This is a genomic window from Pseudomonas edaphica (genome assembly GCF_965277385.1).
GTDB classification, from domain to species: domain Bacteria; phylum Pseudomonadota; class Gammaproteobacteria; order Pseudomonadales; family Pseudomonadaceae; genus Aquipseudomonas; species Aquipseudomonas edaphica.
On the sequence record NZ_OZ255725.1, the window covers coordinates 973,741 to 993,420 of the forward strand.

17 protein-coding genes are annotated in these 19,680 nt (G+C 58.5%); 11 read left to right on the plus strand and 6 right to left on the minus strand.

Features of this window, described 5'->3' with window-relative positions; translation table 11 throughout:
- The first annotated feature begins 143 nt into the window (after window positions 1-143).
- The 4 genes from ACQY47_RS04000 to ACQY47_RS04015 all read left to right on the plus strand — a co-directional run bounded on the left by ACQY47_RS04000 (window position 144) and on the right by ACQY47_RS04015 (window position 4,455).
- Window positions 144-2,093 (plus strand): DNA topoisomerase III, encoded by a 1,950-nt coding sequence (locus ACQY47_RS04000; protein WP_428555900.1) that lies wholly within the window; start codon window positions 144-146, stop codon window positions 2,091-2,093.
- 132 nt (window positions 2,094-2,225) lie between these two features.
- Window positions 2,226-2,666: a CBS domain-containing protein gene (locus ACQY47_RS04005; RefSeq protein WP_428555903.1), complete on the plus strand. Its 441-nt coding sequence runs from the start codon at window positions 2,226-2,228 to the stop codon at window positions 2,664-2,666.
- Window positions 2,667-2,674: 8 nt separating this feature from the next.
- On the plus strand, window positions 2,675-3,520 hold the full coding sequence (locus ACQY47_RS04010) for an NAD-dependent protein deacetylase (protein WP_170038749.1): 846 nt from the start codon (window positions 2,675-2,677) through the stop codon (window positions 3,518-3,520).
- A 605-nt stretch (window positions 3,521-4,125) separates the two neighbouring features.
- Complete coding sequence (locus tag ACQY47_RS04015; protein ID WP_017135014.1) at window positions 4,126-4,455, plus strand: hypothetical protein; 330 nt, start codon at window positions 4,126-4,128, stop codon at window positions 4,453-4,455.
- 122 nt (window positions 4,456-4,577) lie between these two features.
- Here ACQY47_RS04015 and ACQY47_RS04020 read toward each other — a convergent pair whose 3' ends face one another.
- The gene (locus ACQY47_RS04020) at window positions 4,578-5,480 is read right to left on the minus strand and encodes a LysR family transcriptional regulator (RefSeq protein ID WP_017135013.1); all 903 of its coding nucleotides are present in this window, start codon (window positions 5,478-5,480) and stop codon (window positions 4,578-4,580) included.
- Between the two features lie 188 nt (window positions 5,481-5,668).
- On the opposite strand from ACQY47_RS04020, the gene ACQY47_RS04025 reads away from it, so the two are divergent.
- From ACQY47_RS04025 to ACQY47_RS04035, 3 genes are read left to right on the plus strand one after another with little or no spacing between them, the layout of a single operon-like run.
- Window positions 5,669-6,367: a CoA transferase subunit A gene (locus ACQY47_RS04025; RefSeq protein ID WP_017135012.1), complete on the plus strand. Its 699-nt coding sequence runs from the start codon at window positions 5,669-5,671 to the stop codon at window positions 6,365-6,367.
- A gap of 31 nt (window positions 6,368-6,398) precedes the next feature.
- Window positions 6,399-7,058, plus strand: a complete 660-nt coding sequence (locus ACQY47_RS04030; protein ID WP_017135011.1) for a CoA transferase subunit B — start codon at window positions 6,399-6,401, stop codon at window positions 7,056-7,058.
- An 11-nt stretch (window positions 7,059-7,069) separates the two neighbouring features.
- Complete coding sequence (locus ACQY47_RS04035; RefSeq protein WP_017135010.1) at window positions 7,070-8,251, plus strand: acetyl-CoA C-acetyltransferase; 1,182 nt, start codon at window positions 7,070-7,072, stop codon at window positions 8,249-8,251.
- A 256-nt stretch (window positions 8,252-8,507) separates the two neighbouring features.
- Here ACQY47_RS04035 and ACQY47_RS04040 read toward each other — a convergent pair whose 3' ends face one another.
- Both ACQY47_RS04040 and ACQY47_RS04045 read right to left on the minus strand, forming a co-directional pair.
- On the minus strand, window positions 8,508-8,924 hold the full coding sequence (locus ACQY47_RS04040) for a PaaI family thioesterase (RefSeq protein ID WP_428555910.1): 417 nt from the start codon (window positions 8,922-8,924) through the stop codon (window positions 8,508-8,510).
- Between the two features lie 90 nt (window positions 8,925-9,014).
- Complete coding sequence (locus ACQY47_RS04045) at window positions 9,015-10,100, minus strand: DUF1615 domain-containing protein (RefSeq protein ID WP_099547657.1); 1,086 nt, start codon at window positions 10,098-10,100, stop codon at window positions 9,015-9,017.
- A 145-nt stretch (window positions 10,101-10,245) separates the two neighbouring features.
- Between ACQY47_RS04045 and ACQY47_RS04050 the strand changes: the two genes are divergently transcribed.
- The 4 genes from ACQY47_RS04050 to ACQY47_RS04065 all read left to right on the plus strand — a co-directional run bounded on the left by ACQY47_RS04050 (window position 10,246) and on the right by ACQY47_RS04065 (window position 16,815).
- Window positions 10,246-10,860, plus strand: coding sequence for a LysE family translocator (locus ACQY47_RS04050; protein ID WP_017134642.1), 615 nt, complete (start codon window positions 10,246-10,248; stop codon window positions 10,858-10,860).
- A gap of 184 nt (window positions 10,861-11,044) precedes the next feature.
- Entirely contained in the window at window positions 11,045-15,781 is a 4,737-nt protein-coding gene (locus tag ACQY47_RS04055) for an RHS repeat-associated core domain-containing protein (protein WP_428557339.1), read from the plus strand.
- Window positions 15,778-16,209 (plus strand): hypothetical protein, encoded by a 432-nt coding sequence (locus tag ACQY47_RS04060; protein WP_017137783.1) that lies wholly within the window; start codon window positions 15,778-15,780, stop codon window positions 16,207-16,209. Before ACQY47_RS04055 ends, ACQY47_RS04060 begins: the two co-directional genes overlap by 4 nt.
- 219 nt (window positions 16,210-16,428) lie before the next feature.
- On the plus strand, window positions 16,429-16,815 hold the full coding sequence (locus ACQY47_RS04065) for a hypothetical protein (RefSeq protein WP_236448000.1): 387 nt from the start codon (window positions 16,429-16,431) through the stop codon (window positions 16,813-16,815).
- 53 nt (window positions 16,816-16,868) lie between these two features.
- On the opposite strand, the gene hemB is transcribed toward ACQY47_RS04065, so the two are convergent.
- The 3 genes from hemB to ACQY47_RS04080 form a co-directional block, all read right to left on the minus strand.
- On the minus strand, window positions 16,869-17,843 hold the full coding sequence (gene hemB, locus ACQY47_RS04070) for a porphobilinogen synthase (protein WP_069786976.1): 975 nt from the start codon (window positions 17,841-17,843) through the stop codon (window positions 16,869-16,871).
- 115 nt (window positions 17,844-17,958) lie between these two features.
- Window positions 17,959-18,801, minus strand: a complete 843-nt coding sequence (locus ACQY47_RS04075) for a PhzF family phenazine biosynthesis protein (RefSeq protein ID WP_017137780.1) — start codon at window positions 18,799-18,801, stop codon at window positions 17,959-17,961.
- Between the two features lie 3 nt (window positions 18,802-18,804).
- Window positions 18,805-19,503 carry a glutathione S-transferase N-terminal domain-containing protein gene (locus tag ACQY47_RS04080; protein WP_017137779.1) on the minus strand — a complete coding sequence of 233 codons (699 nt, stop codon included), beginning with the start codon at window positions 19,501-19,503 and terminating at the stop codon, window positions 18,805-18,807.
- Window positions 19,504-19,680 lie beyond the last annotated feature (177 nt).

A 19,680-nucleotide genomic window follows, 5' to 3' on the forward strand; every position in this document is an offset into this window, starting at 1 on the left:
CAGCTGCAAGCTGCAAGCTGATCGGCTTCTACTTGCAGCTTGCAGCTTGAAACTTAAAGCTGTACATCCATACAGATAACAGTTGCTCAATTGCCTTTGACTGAGCATCCTGCAAGGCATCGACCCGATTTGATGTGATGACCATGCGGCTGTACCTCTGTGAAAAACCCTCCCAGGCCAAGGATATCGCGGCCGTACTCGGCGCCAGTCGGCGTGGCGACGGGTGCTGGCTGGGTAACGGGGTCACAGTCACCTGGTGCATCGGTCACCTGTTGGAAACCGCCCCACCCGACGCCTACGACGCCAAATACAAGCGCTGGGTGCTGGCCGACCTGCCAATCGTGCCGGAAAAATGGAAGATGCTGGTCAAGCCCAAGACCGCCAGCCAGTTCAAGGCCGTCAAGCGTTTGCTCGGGGAAGCTCAGGAACTGGTGATCGCCACCGACGCCGACCGCGAAGGCGAAATGATCGCCCGTGAGTTGGTGGAGCATTGCCGCTATCGCGGGCCGATCCAGCGTTTGTGGCTGTCGGCGCTGGATGACGCCTCCATTCGCAAAGCCCTCGCCGCCCTCAAACCCGGCGCCGAAACCTTCAGCCTGTATCACTCGGCCCTCGGCCGCTCACGCGCCGACTGGTTGATCGGCATGAACATGAGTCGCTTGTTTACCTTGCTCGGGCGTCAATCCGGGTATCAAGGCGTATTGCCGGTGGGCCGCGTGCAAACCCCGACCTTGCGCCTGGTGGTGGACCGCGACCGCAGCATCGCCGACTTTGTGCCGGTGGCTTACTGGGCCATTGATGTCGACTTGCGGCATGAGCGCATGACCTTTACGGCTCAATGGCGGGCCGCTGAGGATGCCTGCGACGATCAAGGCCGCTGTCTTAACCCGCAACTGGCTCGCGATGCTGCCGATGCGATGACCAACGCCGCCAGCGCCAGGTTGGTCAAACTGCGTACCGAACGCGTGCGCGAGGTGGCGCCCCTGCCCTTCGACCTCGGCACGTTGCAGGAAATCTGTTCCAAAAAGCTCGGCCTCGGCGCCCAGGAAACCCTGGACATCGCGCAGTCCCTTTACGAAACCCACAAAGTCATCACCTACCCTCGCAGCGATTGCGGCTACCTGCCGCTCAGCCAACACAGTGATGCGCCGAAGATCTTGGCCGCGCTGGCCCGCGCGGATGCGGCGGTGAATGAGTTGATGCCGCATATCGACCCGCAACGCCGCTCGCGGGCCTGGAACGACGCCAAGGTCAGCGCGCACCACGGCATCATTCCTACGGGTGCCGGTAAGGACGTCGCGCAACTGGCCGGCAAACACCGTGCGGTCTACACGCTGATTCGCGCGCGTTACCTGGCGCAGTTCCTGCCCAACCATGAATACGATCGCACCCAGGCGGATTTCGACTGCGCCGGCCAAGCCTTGCGCGCGGTAGGCAAAGTCATCATCGAGCCGGGCTGGAAACGCGCCCTGCCCGAGGCGCTGGCGCCTGCCAAAGGCCGTGAAGCTCCTGCACCACAGGCCTTGCCGACCTTGGTGCAAGGCCAGGATTACGCGGTGGCCAAGGTCAACCTCAAGGACCTCTGGACCCAGCCGCCCAAGCCCTTCACCGAGGGCGACCTGATCAAGGCGATGAAAAACGTCGCCAAACTGGTGGAAGACCCGCTGCTCAAGCAAAAGCTCAAGGACACCACCGGCATCGGCACCGAAGCCACCCGCGCGGGGATTATCCAGGGTTTGCTCGACCGGGGTTATCTGGTCAAAAACGGCAAGGCACTGTCAGCCACTCCGGCGGCGTTCAGCCTGATCGACGCGGTGCCTCGGGCGATTGCCGACCCAGGCACCACCGCGATCTGGGAGCAGGCGCTGGACATGGTGCAAAGCGGTGAAATGAGCCTGGAAGAATTCGTCGCCAAGCAGGCGGCCTGGATGAGCAAACAAGTGGCACGCTGCAATGGCATGCGCATGACCATCACCGGCCCAGCCAGCACGGCAGGCCGAGGTGCTACGCCGTGGAAAAACAAGCGCAAGGCTGCACCGCGCAAGACGACAGGCGCTCCAAAGCGGGCGAAAAAGCCGAAAAGTGCCGGCTGAATAGCGAAATAATCCGGCGAATGACGTTTTTCGACGGGTTTAACGCCGCTTTGGGCCTTGCGGCGCTGTAGCCCGTCTAGGATTCTGTAAGGGACTCGCTGACTTCCTAATAACAACACCGGAGTGGCCGCCATGAAAACCGTTGCACAACTGCTCAAAGCCAAGGACCAGAAGAACCAGAACGTCCATACCATTCAATGGGACCACACGGTCTTTGAGGCGCTGGTGCGGATGTCAGAGAAAAACGTCGGGGCCTTGCCGGTGGTCAAAGACGGCGCGGTTGTCGGAATCATCAGCGAACGTGATTACGCCCGCAAACTCATCCTCAAGGGACTCTCTTCGGTTACCACAAAGGTCCATGAGGTGATGAGTTCACCGGTCATCACCGTGGATACCCATAAAAGTGTCGAAGAATGCATGAACATCATGACCGACAGTCACCTGCGCCACCTGCCCGTGGTCGAAGACGGCAAACTGCTGGGCCTGCTGTCCATCGGTGACTTGGTAAAAGAGGCCATTGCCGAACAGGCCGACCTGATCAAACAGCTGGAGCAATACATCCGCGGCGAATAGGGGAACCCATGCTCGATACGCTGGACCATCAAGAAAATCACCTCGACACCCTGTACCGGGCCATGGCTGAACGACGCTTTTTGGTCTTGACCGGTGCAGGTATCAGCACGTCATCGGGCATCCCGGATTATCGCGACAGCGAAGGCGTGCGCCGTGGCAAGGCGCCGATGATGTACCAGGAATTCCTCGCCACCGCGCAAGCGCGTCGCCGCTATTGGGCACGCGCCATGCTGGGTTGGCCACGGGTGCGTATTGCGCAGCCGAACCAGGCTCATCTGGCGCTGGCCACGCTGCAGCAGCGTGGCCGTATCAGCGGGCTAATCACGCAAAACGTCGACACCCTGCATGATCAGGCCGGCAGCCATGATGTGATCGAACTGCATGGCAGCCTACATCGTGTGCTGTGCCTGGACTGCCAGCAGCGCAGTACCCGCGATGTGATTCAGCGGCAGATGGAAATCGACAATCCTTACCTGGTGCAGGTCCACGCGGTGCAGGCGCCCGACGGTGACACCCTGCTCGATCCGACCTTTGAAGAACGCTTCCAGGTTCCTCGCTGCCCCCATTGCAATGGCGAGCGCTTGAAGCCAGACGTTGTGTTTTTTGGCGAGAACGTGGCACCGGCTACGGCAGCCAGGGCCATGGCCGCCGTGGGGCATGCAGACGGGCTGCTGGTGGTGGGTTCTTCGCTAATGGCCTATTCGGCGTTTCGTCTGTGCAAGGCGATGGTGGAGCAAGGCAAGCCGGTAATTGCCATCAACCTGGGCAAGACCCGTGGGGATGAGCTGTTGCAGGTGAAAATCCAGGCGTCATGCGAGCGGTTGTTGCCTCTGCTGGCCGAACGACTGAGTTAGCAAAACCACCGAAAATCCAACTGTGGGAGCTGGCTTGCCTGTGATAGCGGTGTATCAGTTAACAACTCTTTGGCTGACACACCGCGATCGCAGGCAAGCCAGCTCCCACAGGGTTTTCGCGTCGGATTGGCTATCTGCCCACCGAGACCCACCGCACAAAAAATGACGCCCAAGTCACGTTTTCCCGCATTCTCCCGTCCCCTCAGCAATTTATGTAGTGACTAAAAATAATCACTACATAATCGTTGACGTAACCTTTTTGTCCTTGCATTATCGAGACGTCTCCCGGATCGGGAGCGTTGGTAACACGCGTTTTGAACAAGCTCGTCTGACCGCCGAGCTGTTTTTTCCGGATGTGCACTGCCCACAAGGCAGATTGATGAAGCTGACCGGCCCGCAAGGATCGGTACAAGGAGCTCAAACGCTGCTTGTCTTCGTGATGAAACCATTACGTAGCCGCTCATCAGCAAGACTACATGCATCAGGTTCAAGACCCTGCCCGTATTCGGCAGACCGTTACTGACGCCCGGTTTTCGGAACCGGAGACAACTAAGCAGTTTTAACGAACCAACTGATAGATCGCCAACTGGTCAAGGGGCTTACACATGAATCTGAACAACCAACCAACTATCGATGAATTGGCTGAGATGTTCGCAGCGCAAAAAGACAAACTCGACGACCATATCCTGTGGGTTGGCAAGTCGGGCGAAGTCAAAATTGACTGCCTGGCGCCCCACACCGAAGAAGCCGAGTTTGACCGCACTCACCGTGAACTCGCGGCGCGCCTGAAGATGTACCGCCGCGGCCAGGGTTATGTCGGCAAGAAAGCGGCGGCCGATCGAAACTTCATTGAGCAAGTATTCGACACACTTAACAATGCCTGGGCATCTTTCAAGGATAACTCGCAAGTTAAAGTGATCGACCGCTACTACTGAGTAAAACTTGCCCACTGTGGGAGCTGGCTTGCCGGCGATAACGGTTTAACTGCCAACACTTTTGTTGAATGTTAACTGGCTATCGCAGGCAAGCCAGCTCCCACATTTGTTTTGTGGCACGCTCAAAACGTCGGGAAACGTCCCTTCGCCGCTTCGTCGCGAAAAATATCAAACAACACCTGCGCCGCCGCCGACAACTCATGCCCAGGTTTGGTGAGCACGCCAATCGGCCGCTCGATCACCGGGTCGCTCAAGGTGATGCAATGGGCGCCCGCCTCCTCCATCTGACGTGCGCACAATGCAGGCACGGCGCTGACACCCAGGCCACTGGCAACCATCTTGCCGACCGTGGCCAATTGATGGCTTTCCAACGCCACCGGCAATTTCATCTGCAAGGCCCCAAGGTGCTCCTCCAGCATCACGCGCACCGTCGAGGGCCGTTGCAGGGTGATGAACGGGTGTTCCAACAGGGTTTTCCAGTCGACTTCGGTACATTGCGCCAAGGGCGAATCACCGGGCACCACCGCAATAAACCGGTCCAGGTATAAAGGCGTGAATGCCAGGGACGAACCTTCGGATGGCTCGAACGCCACGCCCAACTCCACTTGGCGATCGCGGACCATTTCCAGCACCTGTTCATTGATCAGGTCATGCACCGTCACATTCACCTGCGGGTAACGTGCGCGGAATATCTTAAGAATCGGTGGCAGCAGGTTGCCGGCAAACGAAGGCATCGCCGCCACGGTGACGCGGCCACGCTGCAGGGTGAAACGTTGACGCAGTTCGTCTTCGGCATTGTCCCAGTCGGCAATCAACCGGCGCGCCAACGGCAGCAGCGATTCACCTTCGGGTGTCAGTGCGACGTTGCGGGTATTGCGGCTGAACAGGCGCCCACCCAGGCCCTCCTCCAAGCCCTTGATGGTCAGGCTCAGCGCCGACTGGGAAAGGTGCAGGCGCTCGCAGGCGGCGGCAAAACTCAGGCTTTGGGCCACGGCGAGAAAGGCACGCATCTGTTTGACGGTCATAGGAAGCTCCAGGCTGCAAGTTGAAAGCGGCAAGCAAAAGCAGCCGTCGCTTCTCCGTGAAGCTTGCTGCTTAAAGCTGATTATGCTGTTTTTCAAACCAATCAACCTTAAAAAACAACTTAACAAATCAATCCGTCGGCGCAACACTCAGTTCATTGGCTGGCCCACAAACAATAAAAGAGGTGCATATGGCAGGTTTCGATAAACGCGTGGCGTCCTATGAAGAAGCACTGGCAGGCCTGGAAGACGGCATGACCGTGCTCTCCGGTGGTTTTGGCCTGTGCGGCATTCCAGAAAACCTCATCGCCGAGATCAAGCGCAAAGGCACCCGCGACCTGACCGTGGTTTCCAACAACTGCGGCGTTGACGGGTTTGGCCTGGGCGTACTGCTGGAAGAAAAGCAGATCAGCAAGGTAATCGCCTCCTACGTCGGTGAAAACGCGCTGTTCGAGAAGCAACTGCTCAGCGGCGAAATCGAAGTGGTGCTCACGCCCCAAGGCACCCTGGCCGAAAAAATGCGCGCAGGCGGCGCCGGCATCCCGGCCTTCTTCACCGCCACCGGCGTCGGCACTCCGGTGGCCGAAGGCAAGGAGACCCGCGAGTTCAACGGTCGCCCGTACCTGATGGAAGAGTCCATCACCGGCGACTTCGCCATTGTCAAAGGCTGGAAAGCCGACCACTTCGGCAACGTCATCTACCGCCATACCGCGCAGAACTTCAACCCGCTGGCGGCTACTGCGGGCAAGATCACCGTGGTCGAAGTGGAAGAAATCGTCGAACCGGGCGAGCTGGACCCGGCGCATATCCACACCCCAGGGATTTACGTCGACCGAGTCATTTGCGGCACCTTCGAGAAGCGCATCGAACAGCGCACCGTCCGCAAATAATCCGCCAGCCCAAATAATAAGGAGACAACACATGGCTCTTACCCGCGAACAAATGGCTCAACGCGTCGCCCGCGAAATGCAGGACGGTTTCTACGTCAACCTCGGCATCGGCATCCCGACCCTGGTGGCCAACTACATCCCCGAAGGCATGGAAGTGATGCTGCAATCGGAAAACGGCCTGCTCGGCATGGGCCCGTTTCCGACCGAAGAAACCATCGATGCCGACATGATCAACGCCGGCAAACAAACCGTGACCGCACGCATCGGCGCCTCGATCTTCTCCTCTGCCGAATCCTTCGCAATGATTCGCGGCGGGCATGTCGACCTCACCGTGCTCGGCGCATTTGAAGTGGACGTGCAGGGCAACATCGCGTCGTGGATGATTCCCGGCAAGCTGGTCAAAGGCATGGGCGGCGCCATGGACCTGGTGGCCGGTGCAGAAAACATCATCGTGATCATGACCCACGCGTCCAAGGACGGGGAGTCCAAACTGCTTAGCCAGTGCAGCCTGCCGCTGACCGGCGCCAAGTGCATCAAGCGCGTGCTGACAGACCTTGCATACCTGGAAATCGAAAATGGCGCTTTTGTCCTCAAGGAACGCGCACCTGGCGTCAGCGTTGAAGAGATTGTGAGCAAGACCGCCGGTAAACTGATCGTCCCGGACCACGTTCCAGAAATGCACTTCCAGTGAGGACAGATTCCATGCAAGACGTCGTGATTGTTGCTGCCACCCGCACCGCCGTGGGCAGCTTTCAAGGAGCGCTGGCCAGCATTCCGGCACCGGAGTTGGGCGCGGCCGTGATCCGTCGCCTGCTGGAGCAGACCGGTCTGGACCCGGCTCAGGTCGATGAAGTGATCCTCGGCCAGGTACTGACCGCAGGCAGCGGCCAGAACCCGGCGCGCCAGGCCTCTATTCTGGCGGGTCTGCCCCATGCGGTGCCGGCTTTGACCCTGAACAAGGTCTGTGGCTCGGGCCTCAAAGCCCTGCACCTGGGTGCCCAAGCCATCCGTTGTGGTGACGCTGAGGTGATCATCGCCGGCGGCATGGAGAACATGAGCCTGGCGCCGTACGTATTACCCGCTGCGCGCACCGGTTTGCGCATGGGCCACGCCAAGATGCTCGACAGCATGATCACTGACGGCCTGTGGGATGCGTTCAACGACTACCACATGGGCATCACCGCCGAGAACCTGGTGGACAAGTACGGCATCAGCCGTGAAGCCCAGGACGCCTTCGCCGCCGCCTCCCAGCAGAAAGCCGCCGCCGCTATCGAAGCCGGCCGGTTTGTCGATGAGATCACTCCGATCCTGATTCCACAGCGCAAGGGTGATCCGTTGTCCTTCGCCGTGGATGAGCAACCGCGCGCCGGCACCACAGCCGAGTCGCTGGCCAAGCTCAAGCCCGCGTTCAAGAAAGAGGGTAGCGTCACCGCCGGCAACGCCTCCAGCCTCAATGACGGCGCCGCCGCTGTCTTGTTGATGAGCGCCGAAAAAGCCAAGGCTCTCGGCCTGCCGGTGCTGGCGCGTATCGCCAGCTACGCCAACGCTGGCGTGGACCCTGCGATCATGGGCATCGGCCCGGTCTCGGCTACCCGCCGCTGCCTGGACAAAGCCGGTTGGAGCCTGGGTGACCTGGACCTGATCGAAGCCAACGAAGCCTTCGCCGCGCAATCTCTGGCGGTGGGCAAAGAGCTGGAGTGGGATGCGAACAAGGTCAACGTCAATGGCGGCGCCATCGCCATCGGCCACCCGATCGGCGCCTCAGGCTGCCGCGTGCTGGTGACCCTGCTGCATGAAATGATCAAGCGCGACGCCAAGAAAGGCCTGGCCACCTTGTGCATCGGCGGCGGCCAAGGCGTAGCCCTGGCGCTCGAGCGCAGTTGACCTAAAGAGCAACAGGCTAACTGTGGCGAGGGAGCTTGCTCCCGTTGGGCTGCGCAGCAGCCCCAGTCAACAAGAGCAACACGAGAAAAGGCTCGATTCCACGAAAATCGGGCCTTTTCTTTGCCCGGGTTTCCGGAAAAAACACAATCTACATGTGGGAGCTGGCTTGCCTGCGATAGCGGCGTGTCAGCCAAGCAGTTGTTACCTGATACACCGCTATCGCAGGCAAGCCAGCTCCCACAGTTGATCTTCACTGTCAGTGAGAGTGAGGCACCGCAAACACCGCATTCGCCCGTGCCACCACCTTGTCCCCCACTTGCAGGCTCACGGTGGCAAACGCCATCTGCCGGCCACGCTTGTGGTGCTCCAGCCGCACCACAATCCACTCCCCCACCTGCACGGCACCCAGGTAGTCCAGGGTCATGCTAGCGGTTATCAACGGTAACGGCGGTTCGCTGGAAAACGCCATCGCATAGCCCATGCCGACATCCGCCAGCGTTGCCAACACCCCACCGTGCACCGTGCCGCGCCCATTGGCGTGGCGGTTGTCGGCACGCAGGCCGATTTCCAGTTGCAACCCTTCACCCCGGCAATACGCCGGACCTAACAGGTCGAGCAACGGGCTGCTGCGTGGCAGCGAGACAAAGCCTTCGGGCACGGTGTAAGTGATCATGGCGAGCTCTTCCTTGGCCAAAACACGAGGTGTACCCCAGCCTCCCCAAGTTCACCATCAAGATCAGCCAAGCCAATGATCAACAATCAGCTAACGCTTCATGCAACGCTGATAGCGCTCATCCACACGCTTGGCAAACCACGCGGTGGTGAGGTTGCGGGTAATCTTCGGACTCTTGAGCACGATGCCCGGCAAAATCGCGCGCGGCACAGGCTTGCCGGCAGCCTTGTCGGCCAGGGCAAATACGCGTTTGTAGAGGGTGGTTTCTTCGAAGTCGAGCTGCTCGCCCTTTTCCAGCTGGCTGCGGATGCTGGGGTTGCGCATATCCAGCTTCGCGCCCAGGGAACGCACCGCCAACTCGGTGGTGCCGGGCAGCAGTGAGCCATAACGAATCAGGTCCCCATCCAGCGCCAGCTCGGTGCCGCTGACTCGACTGACAGCAGCCTGGAACGCGGCATTGCGGCTGGCATACCACCCCGCGTTGAAATCGGCAAAGCGGTACAGCGGCTGGTCGTAGCTCACCGGGTAACCGAGAAGATGCGTGATACCGAAGTACATGCCGCCACGACGGGTGAAGACTTCGCGACGAATTGTGCCATCCACGGTGTAGGGATAATCGCGGGCGTGTTGCTGCGCAAAATCGATGCTGACCTGCATGGGGCCGGCGGTGTGCACCGGGTTAAAGCCGCCGAACAAGGTATTACCCAGGGGCACCATGCTGATGAAATCGTCAAAAATGCCGCTCAAGTCTTTCTCTGTGCGCGCGGCATTCAGGCGCTCGGCGTAAGTCTTGCCGGTCGGCGAACGCAGTTGCAGCGTGGTACGCACCACAAAGGCCGGCACATGGACCTTGCCGGCGCGGCGCAGGATTTCATCCTGGGCGATCTTGCCCATGTTCGGCACCGGCGGGTCTACCTGATAGGTGGACTCTTGCTCGGTCACCGCCAGCACGGCGCAGATATTTTCGCTGCTCGGGTAGATTTTCTGGGTGTCGAAGGCGGTGTAGATGTCTTTGGCCCAGCCGTTGCGGTCCGCCACCGTGGCCGGTAACAGCCGCACAATCTGCGCCTTCACCTCGGCCTCGCTGCGCTCAGGCTGCTGCGGGCCGCGTGGCGTGGAGCAGCCGGCCAGCACCAGCAAGGTGGTGAGGCACAGGATCAGGCGGCTTGAATACATGGGGTTTCCTTGAATAACGACGGGCCGGTTGTGCGGATATCGACAGGTAAGTCTAACCGGGGTTCGACGACCTGTTGCACTCGCCAGTTATCACTGAACGTGACAGGATCGGTCATCGACCATTCGTACAAGGAGTTTGAATGCCATGCTCAGCCTGAACTTCTTCGTCACCTGCCTGATCGTCGTGCTGATCCCCGGCACTGGGGTGATCTTTACCGTGTCCACCGGCCTCACTGCCGGCAAGCGTGCCAGCCTGTTCGCTGCGTTGGGCTGTACTGCCGGGATCATTCCCCACTTGCTCGCATCGATATTGGGCCTTTCCGCCCTGCTGCATACCAGCGCCCTGGCCTTTGAGGCGTTGAAATTCGCTGGGGCGGCCTACCTTTTGTATCTGGCCTATGCCACCTGGCGTGACCGCTCGGCCTTCGCCATGAGCGACACACCAGCGGTCGCGACTGCACGCAGCCTGATGCTGCGCGGCTTTCTGCTGAATATCCTGAACCCCAAGCTGACGATTTTCTTCCTGGCCTTCCTGCCGCAATTCGTCACCCCCGGCAGCACGGCGCCCGCTGTGCAGATGCTGGTACTAAGTGGCGTTTTCATGGCGATGACGTTTGCGGTGTTTGTGGTGTACGGCCTGCTGGCCAATGTGTTTCGCCGTGCCGTGATCGAGTCACCACGGGTACAGAATTGGTTGCGCCGCAGTTTTGCCGCAGCCTTTGCGGGGTTGGGGTTGAACCTGGCGTTTGCGCAGCGCTGACAAGAACTAGCGAAACCTCCTACCCAACACCCGGATAAGCTCTACAGATCCTTCCTGAAAACCGCTGCAAAGTCCTTCGCCTGATCACACAGTGCGAGGGATTGCAGATGGTTTTGTTAGTTAGAGCCCGGGCCAAAAGGGCTAGCGCTTGAACCCGGCCATTGGCAGGCTGGCCCTGACCCCAATGGACGTGAAGACGGTCGACGTTGAAAGCGTCTTCCGTGATTTTCGCGAATGCCTGAATACCTTTGACGAATGGGCGTCGAGCTTCTGGAGCTTCTCGGCGCTGGATGTCGAGCAGGTGTTCAAGGTCGGGGATGAGGTGGCGCTGGTCGCCCCGATCAACCGCTCCATCATTCCCAGCAGCACCGTTGCCACGTGCCAGGCCAATGGCACGTTGACCCTGGTGCATATGTTCCAAAGCAAGCGCTTCGTGCCTATCGGCAATACGCCGGTGGTGCTGCAACGCGTCGATCCCAACGGCGGCCCATTGGGCGAGCCGATCCACCACACCATCGGCCCCAGCGGCATTCTCGAAATCACCGAGTGTGATCGTAATCAATCGTACCGAATCAGTTTTTACCCCGATGTTTCCAAAGATCACGTCAAGGCACTGTACGCGTCTTATCAGACAGTGATTGCGGGGTTGGAAGAGCGCCTGCGTAAAGCGTGGAACGACACCTTCCAAGCGCAGTGGAGAATTTATACCGACGCCAAACCGCTTGATCAACGCAGGATGCTGGAGAAAGCGGCTCTCAATGGCATGGGCACGGCGCTCTACACCCTTTGGGACAACTTGACGCAGCTGTTTGACATGTTGGCGGACATCAAGCCCAACAGCGAAAAGTTGCTCAAGTACATCTCCCAGGCCGAGCTTGATGAGCTGCTGACACTCAGCAATGACGCGATCGCCAACGGCCTGCTGGTACTCAGCGATGAGCCGCTGTTGTTCATTTACGTGTCGGCAATGGTGAGCTGGATGCGCCTGCTGCCGCCGCAAGACATGCAGGAGTTGATGGGCGAAATCACCGGCGAGGTGTTGATCAACTTGCTGTTGATTCGGGCGACGGCGGGCATGGGCGTGGCAGTACGCCTGGGCACTCAAGTCCTCGGGCACATCAAGTCCGGACGGGCGCGGAGTTTGCTCGAGTTGCTGGCAAAACAGCATGTGGGGCCGACATTGGAGCCACATGTAGCGGCGGTTAAACCCTTGTTGCTGAGCAGTGCCCCGACGCCGATCAAGACCGTGCCGGTTGCGCCGCTGAAGGCTGGGGATCAGTTGGTTGCCAACCCGGTGCCGGCGGTGCGCAGCAAGACGCAGCAGACCGCGTTGGTGCGCCAGGAACCTGTGGATGATGTGCCGGCTTCGGGCAAGAACCTGAACGGCGATGCGGCGGCCCCTGCGGACAAAACCGTCACCCACGGTTGCCCCGTTTCGATGGTCACCGGCGAGGAATTGCTGACCCTCACCGATGGCACGTTGGACGGGATTTTGCCGTTTGAGTGGACGCGGGTGTATCGCACCAGTGCGGTGGAAGTCGATTGCGGGTTGGGGTTTGGCTGGAGTCATTCGCTGGCGCAGCGGTTGGTGGTTTCGGGTGATTCGGTGGTGTGGACGGATCATGAGAATCGCCGTACTGAGTTTGTGCTGCCCTCCGCTAATCTACCGGCGATTACCAATAGCTTGGCCGAAGCGGCGATCTATTTGGGTGACGTGCCCGATGAGTTGGTGCTGGCTCAGGCATCGCGGTTTTATCACTTCCACAACGGCGTGCTGGTTGCCATCAGCGATGCGTATGACAACCGGCTGCGAGTTTTTCACGATCGTTTGGGGCGGGTTGAGCGGCTGGATAACGGTGTGGGTCGCTCGCTGTTTCTGCGGTACGAGTTGGGCCGCATTGTGGCGGTGGACTATCAAGTTCATCGGGCCAAAGGGCATGAGCCGTTTGAATGGGTGACGGAGCAGAAGGTTGTTTCCTACGCCTATGACGACCTTGGCCGACTGGTTTCTGCGACCAATGCTGTAGGCGAAAGCGAGGTTTATCGCTACGACGAGCAGCACGTCATTCTTGAGCGCGGGCTGGCCGGTGGGGCGAGTTTCTTTTGGGAATGGGAACGGGCTGGCAAGGCCGCTCGGTGTGTTCGGCATTGGGCCAGCTTTTCGCAGATGGATACGCGGTATGCCTGGGGCGATGACGGCCGTGTCACGGTGCATAACGCCGATGGCAGCCGGGAAGTGTATGTTCATGATGACCGTGCGCGGCTGGTGCAGCGCATTGATCCGGACGGCGCTGAACACTTCAAATCCTATGACGACGAGGGCCGGCTGACGGTCGAGCAGGATCCGCTTGGAGCGGTGACGGCGTATCAGTACGACGAAGCCGGACGCTTGGTAGCGATGTTTCCGGGGGATGACGAGCCGACGTCCTACGAGCATGACAACGGGTTCGTACGGGTCGTAAGGCGTGGTCTCGCCGTCTGGAAATACGAGCGCAATGATCAGGGCGACGTCACGCGTAAGACGGATCCTGACGGCAATATTACGGACTATAGCTACAACAAATATGGGCAACTGACGGGGGTTTGGTTTCCCGATAACAGTTGCCATCGGCTGGTTTGGAATGAGCGCGGGCAGCTGCTTGAGGAGCTGCTGCCCAATGGGGGTATCAAGCGTTATCGCTATGACGACCTTGGTCGGCAGGTTGCCCGCGAGGATGAACGGGGCGCGCTGACCCAGTATCAGTGGAACAGCGTGGGGCGGTTGATTCGCGTCGTATTGCCTGGTGGCGCAACACGCGAATACAGCTACAACGCCTACGGAAAAATCACCGCCGAACACGACGAACTCGGCCATATCACCCGTTACGAATACGCCGACGGCCTGCACCTGATCAGCCGTCGTATCAATGCCGATGGCAGCCATGTCAACTACCGCTACGACAACGCGCGCCTGCTGCTGACCTCGATCGAAAACGAGGTGGGCGAAACCTACCAGCTTGCTTACCACCCCAACGGCCTGATCCAGCAGGAAATCGGCTTTGACGGCCAGCGCACGGCTTACGTGTATGACCTCAACGGCAACCTGGCGGAAAAAACCGAACACGGCGACGACGGCAGTCAGCTCGTTACCCGTTACAAGCGAGACCACGCCGGCCGCCTCATAAGAAAAACCCTGCCAGACGGCAATGTTGTCGACTATGCCTACGACCGCCAGGGCAATCTCCTCAGCGTCGACGACGGCCACTGGGCGCTGGCCTACGAATACGACCCACAAAACCGCCTCACTGCCGAGCACCAAGGCTGGGGCACCCTACGCTATGGCTATGACGCCTGCGGCCAACTGCACAAACTGCGCCTGCCGGACAATAACCGGCTGGTATTCAACCACGACAAAGGCGGCCACCTTTCCACCGTCGAACTGAACGGCGAAACCCTCACCTCACACCTGTTCAAAACCGGCCGCGAACACCAACGCCAGCAAGGGCAGCTCCTCAGCCACTACCACTACGACGACCAGAACCGCCTGCACGCCCACGCCGTCAGCCAACAGCAACACACGCTCTACCAACGCCAATACGACTACGACAACGCTGGCAACCTCACCCGCCTGCTCGACACCCGCAAAGGCGAACACCACTACCACTACGACCCCCTCGCCCGCCTGACCCGCGCCGATCACTCGCAAGACGTACAGGAACGCTTCGGCCACGACCCGGCCGGCAACCTGCTCATGCAAGACCGCCCCGGACCGGACATCGTGGCGGGGAACAGGTTGATGATCCAGGGCGATCATCATTACGACTACGACGCCTTCGGCAATTTGATCCGGCAGCGACGTGGCAAGGGTCATCAGCTCGTAACGGAATACCGCTACGACTGCCAGCATCGGTTGATTGGCATTACCCAACCCAACGGGCAAACCGCCAGCTACCGCTACGACCCGTTTGGGCGGCGGATCAGCAAAACCGTTAACGACATAACCACGGAGTTTTTCTGGCAAGGCGACAAGCTGGTGGCAGAACACCACGCGGACTGCCATCGCAGCTACCTCTATGAGCCAGACAGTTTCCGGCCGCTAGCACTACTGGAAGGTTTTGGCCCTGAAGACACCAAGCCCTTCCACTACCAACTCGACCACCTCGGCACGCCGCAGGAACTGACAAATCCCGAAGGCGAAATCGTCTGGTCCGCGCACTACCGCGCCTACGGTGAAATCGCCCGCCTAGACATCAGAAAAATCGATAACCCGCTGCGCTTCCAGGGCCAATATTTTGATGCGGAAAGCGGGCTGCACTACAACCGCCATCGCTACTACAATCCGGATATTGGTCGTTACCTGACGCCGGACCCGGTGAAGCTGGCGGGTGGGATTAACGCGTACCGGTATGTGCCCAATCCAACAGGGTGGGTGGATCCGCTAGGTTTGAACTCGTGCCCTGGTGAGCATGGCTGTAAATCAAAATCTGAAGCGGTAGACATCGCCAAAGCGAAAGTAAACAAGGGAGAGCCCAAACAGCCAGCCAGCAACAGCGAATACTTATTCCGTGGCGATGACAAAACTCCAGACCGTATTTTTCAATATGGTTTTAAAAGCAAGGGCGACAGCAATGACTTATACTTGCACGCGCTCGACAGCAACAACCCACCGAGCAACTTCATAAGTACTTCTCCCTCGAAACTTATCGGAATTGATTTTGCGACCGAATACGGAACTCGAAAAGGCTTTCTCTACGCGCTAAAAAAGATTCCCGGTCGTGACGTTAACAAAGAATTAGGAAAATTAGCTCCTTTTGACAATGAAGCCGAAATAGCTATACAAAGCAAGATAAATACAGAAGACATTTTGGGTGCGACGCCTATGAAACGAGATGGCAGCTATGTGGGATATTCGATTCCAAACCCAAACAGGAAAATAAAATGAAAACAAAAAAAATCAAAGCCATAGTAAATGGTGTAGAAAAATACGTCACTTTCAAGTATGACTCAGCCCATATAAAGTTAAAGTTTTCCGAAGCAGATAATTTTGCGAAAGTATACACAGCAGAAGACATGTACAAATGCTTGGCAAAAGTTAGAATAGAATTCCCTCATATAAAGTTTCTTTGCAAAGGCGCAAAAATCAATGTCAGGCCTTCTAGCATGGCCTCGCAGATGAGTGGAGGAATGGTTGCTTATGAATTAACTCTTGGAAAACGCGCTACACGAGAAGATTTGGTCAACATATTTGACTTTGAAGAACATAACCTCACGAGCGATCCAAACGAGCAATATAATTTTTACAAAGAATGGATAACGTCTATAGGTGCAGATCGAACTGAAGCCCTTGATCCAAAAGAAAGTAACGACTGACGAAATCAGTCAATACCAACCCTGTGGCGAGATACTCACTCGCCACAGGCCTACAAACCAAATCAGATCCCGGCCAACGCTATGATTTGGATTTGGGTGAAGCCAGCGTCGTCGAGTACGCGGCCGGTCGCCTGGACTTGGCCGTGCATGGGCGCCGACGCAGGCGGCTACGGCTTGTTTGCCGAGGTTGACCTGATTGATCCCAATAGAAGTTAGAACGTGAAAAAATTAGAGATCACCACAATCAGAAATTCGATTCGCGAAAATGCGACCATCGAGTGTGATGGAAAAACAGCAACGCTCTCGATAACGTTCGCGAACGGCGTAAAAGAAACTTACACCGACATTGACATCTATATATGTTTCGGCCTAATGAGAAAAGACTTTAGCGACATAAAATTCCTCTGTAAAGGCGCTAAAATCAATGTATATCCTTCGGCAATGTGCTCACAAATGTCTAGTGGATTGGTTGCTTACGAAACAAAACTAGGTGATCCGGACGCGAAGCTCGTTCGTATATTCGATTATGAAGAAAATGAACTCACAAACGACATTAACGAGCAAATTGCGTATCGCACACGATGGTCTGAATCACTGTATGCATAGCTTCAAGCTCCTGTGACGAGCAACCTCACTCGCCACAGGCCCAAAACCCAAAATCAGATCCCAGCCAACGCCAAATCCATCGCAAAATACGTAAAAATCAAATCCGCGCCAGCCCGCTTGATCGACCCCAACGTCTCGCGCACCACTCGGGCCTCATCAATTGCGCCTGCCTGGGCGCCAAACTTGATCATCGCGTATTCGCCACTCACCTGATACGCCGCCACCGGCAAGCGTGAGGCTTCGCGAATGTCGCGGATGATGTCGAGGTAGGCGCCAGCCGGTTTGACCATCAGCGCATCGGCGCCTTCCTGTTCGTCAAGCAGGGACTCGCGTACGGCTTCGCGGCGGTTCATTGGGTTCATCTGGTAGCTTTTGCGGTCGCCCTTGAGGGCGCTGCCGCCGGCTTCGCGGAATGGGCCGTAGAGGGCCGAGGCAAATTTGGTGGAGTAGGCCATGATCGGGATATGGGTGAAGCCCGCGTCGTCCAAGGCACGGCGAATGGCCTGGACCTGGCCGTCCATGGCGGCCGACGGTGCGATGACATCGGCGCCGGCACGGGCGGCGGCCACGGCTTGTTTGCCGAGGTTGACCAGGGTCGCGTCGTTGTCGACGTGGGCACCGTGCATCACGCCGCAGTGGCCGTGGTCGGTGTATTCGCAGAAGCAGGTGTCGGACATCACAATCATGTCCGGCACGGCGTCCTTGATGATCGAGGACATGCGCGAGACCAGGCCGCGCTCTTTCCAGGTGTCGCTGCCGTTGGCGTCCAGGTGGTGGGACACGCCGAAGGTCATCACCGACTTGATCCCGGCACGGGCATAACGCTCGATTTCACCGGCCAGTTTTTTCTCAGGAATACGCACCACGCCCGGCATGCTGGTAATCGGCACAAAGTCGTCGATTTCTTCTTCGACAAAAATCGGCAGTACCAGGTCGTTGAGGGTGAATTCGGTTTCCTGGAACAGGCCACGCAGCTCCGGGGAGCGGCGCAGGCGGCGAGGACGGGCTTGGGGGAACTGGCTGGTCATGGCTTTCCTGAATAGCGGCAGAATAGTTGGGGCAAAAGCTTATGCCCCTTGGCCCCCGCAGCACAAACGCCCAGGGGCCAATAGTGTATTGCGTGGGCCGTAACAATATATTGATCTAGAGCTGGACTCGCCCTTCGATGCACGCCGCCACTGCGCCGCCCACCCAGATTTCATCACCTTGGCGCTCCACGTGAATTCGCCCGGCACGCCCAATCGCGGTGCCCTGGCTGACCACATACCGCTCGGGCGCGAGGCCTTCGGCCAGCAACCATTGGGCAACACCGGCATTCAAACTGCCGGTGGCCGGGTCTTCCTGGGCGCCGTCACCGGCGATAAAAGCGCGCACTTCAAAGTGGCTGTCCACCTCGTCACGCGCCGGGTCACAGGGCGCGATGACGCCAATGGCCAGGCCGTGCAATTGCGCGTAATCGGGCTGCAAGGCCAACACCTGCTCGCGGTCGGCCAGCATCACCGCCAGCCAGTCCGCGCCGTTATCCACCCACTGGCTGCGCACTATGGCCTCAGGTGCCAGGCCCAACCCCAGGCGCACGCGCTCCAGCAGGGGCGCTTCCACCGGCCCTGTGCGCAACAACGGCGGTGCAATAAACGCCAGTTCATCACCTTGGCGACGGACACGCACCAGGCCGATTTCGCACTCCTGGATAATCTCCTCGCCCTTGGGCACGCCGCCTGCCTGCAGCCACGCATGGCAACTGCCCAGGGTCGGGTGCCCGGCGAACGGCAGCTCTTTAAGCGTGGTGAAAATTCTTACCCGATAATCCGCCCGTGGATCCCGCGGCGTCAGCAAAAACGTGGTCTCGCTGAGGTTGGTCCAGTTGGCGAAGTCGGCCATTTGCTGGTCGGTGAGGCTATCGGCGCCGAGCACGACCGCCAAGGGGTTGCCCTTGAGCGAAACCCGGCTGAACACATCCAGTTGCTTGAAATCGAAAGTCGGCATGTCTTAGCTCGGAATACTCAGGCCACGAATCACCGCCGGGCGGGCGACAAAACCGTCCAGTGCACGCAACACATTAGGGAAATCAGCAATGCCAACCAAGTCGCCGGACTCGTAGAAACCGATCAAGTTGCGGATCCATGGGAAGGTGGCAATGTCGGCGATGCTGTATTCATCACCCATGATCCAGGTGCGGCCCAGCAAGTGTTTTTCCAGCACGCCGAGCAAACGCCGAGATTCGGCGGCGTAGCGATCACGTGGGCGTTTGTCTTCGTATGCTTTGCCGGCAAACTTGTTGAAGAACCCGACCTGACCAAACATCGGGCCGATACCGGCCATCTGGAACATCAGCCACTGCAGGGTTTCGTAACGGGTGGCCGGGTCTTCGGAGAGCAACTGGCTGGTTTTTTCCGCCAGGTAAATCAGGATCGCCCCGGACTCGAACAACGCCAGCGGCTGACCGCTCGGGCCATTGGGGTCGATGATCGCCGGGATTTTATTGTTGGGGTTCAGGGACATGAACTCTGGCGACAACTGGTCCTGGGTCTCGAAACTGACCTTATGTGCTTCATAAGGCAGGCCCAGTTCCTCCAGCATGATCGACACTTTGACCCCATTGGGCGTGGGCAGCGAATACAGCTGCAAGCGCTCCGGGTGCTGGGCGGGCCATTTGCTGTTGATCGGGAAAGCGGCAAGTGCGTTCATCGGGAAGTCCCCAGGCTCAAAGTCCCCATAATAGCCACCTGCACGCCGTCCTGCATGGGTCATCATTGCGCAACATAACCGCGCTATGGTGCGCGCAGGCGAACCAAAGAGCCGATTCATACTCTTAACTGCGCCATGACGGTGAAAGGAAGACACCCCGTAACAATCACAGGTTAA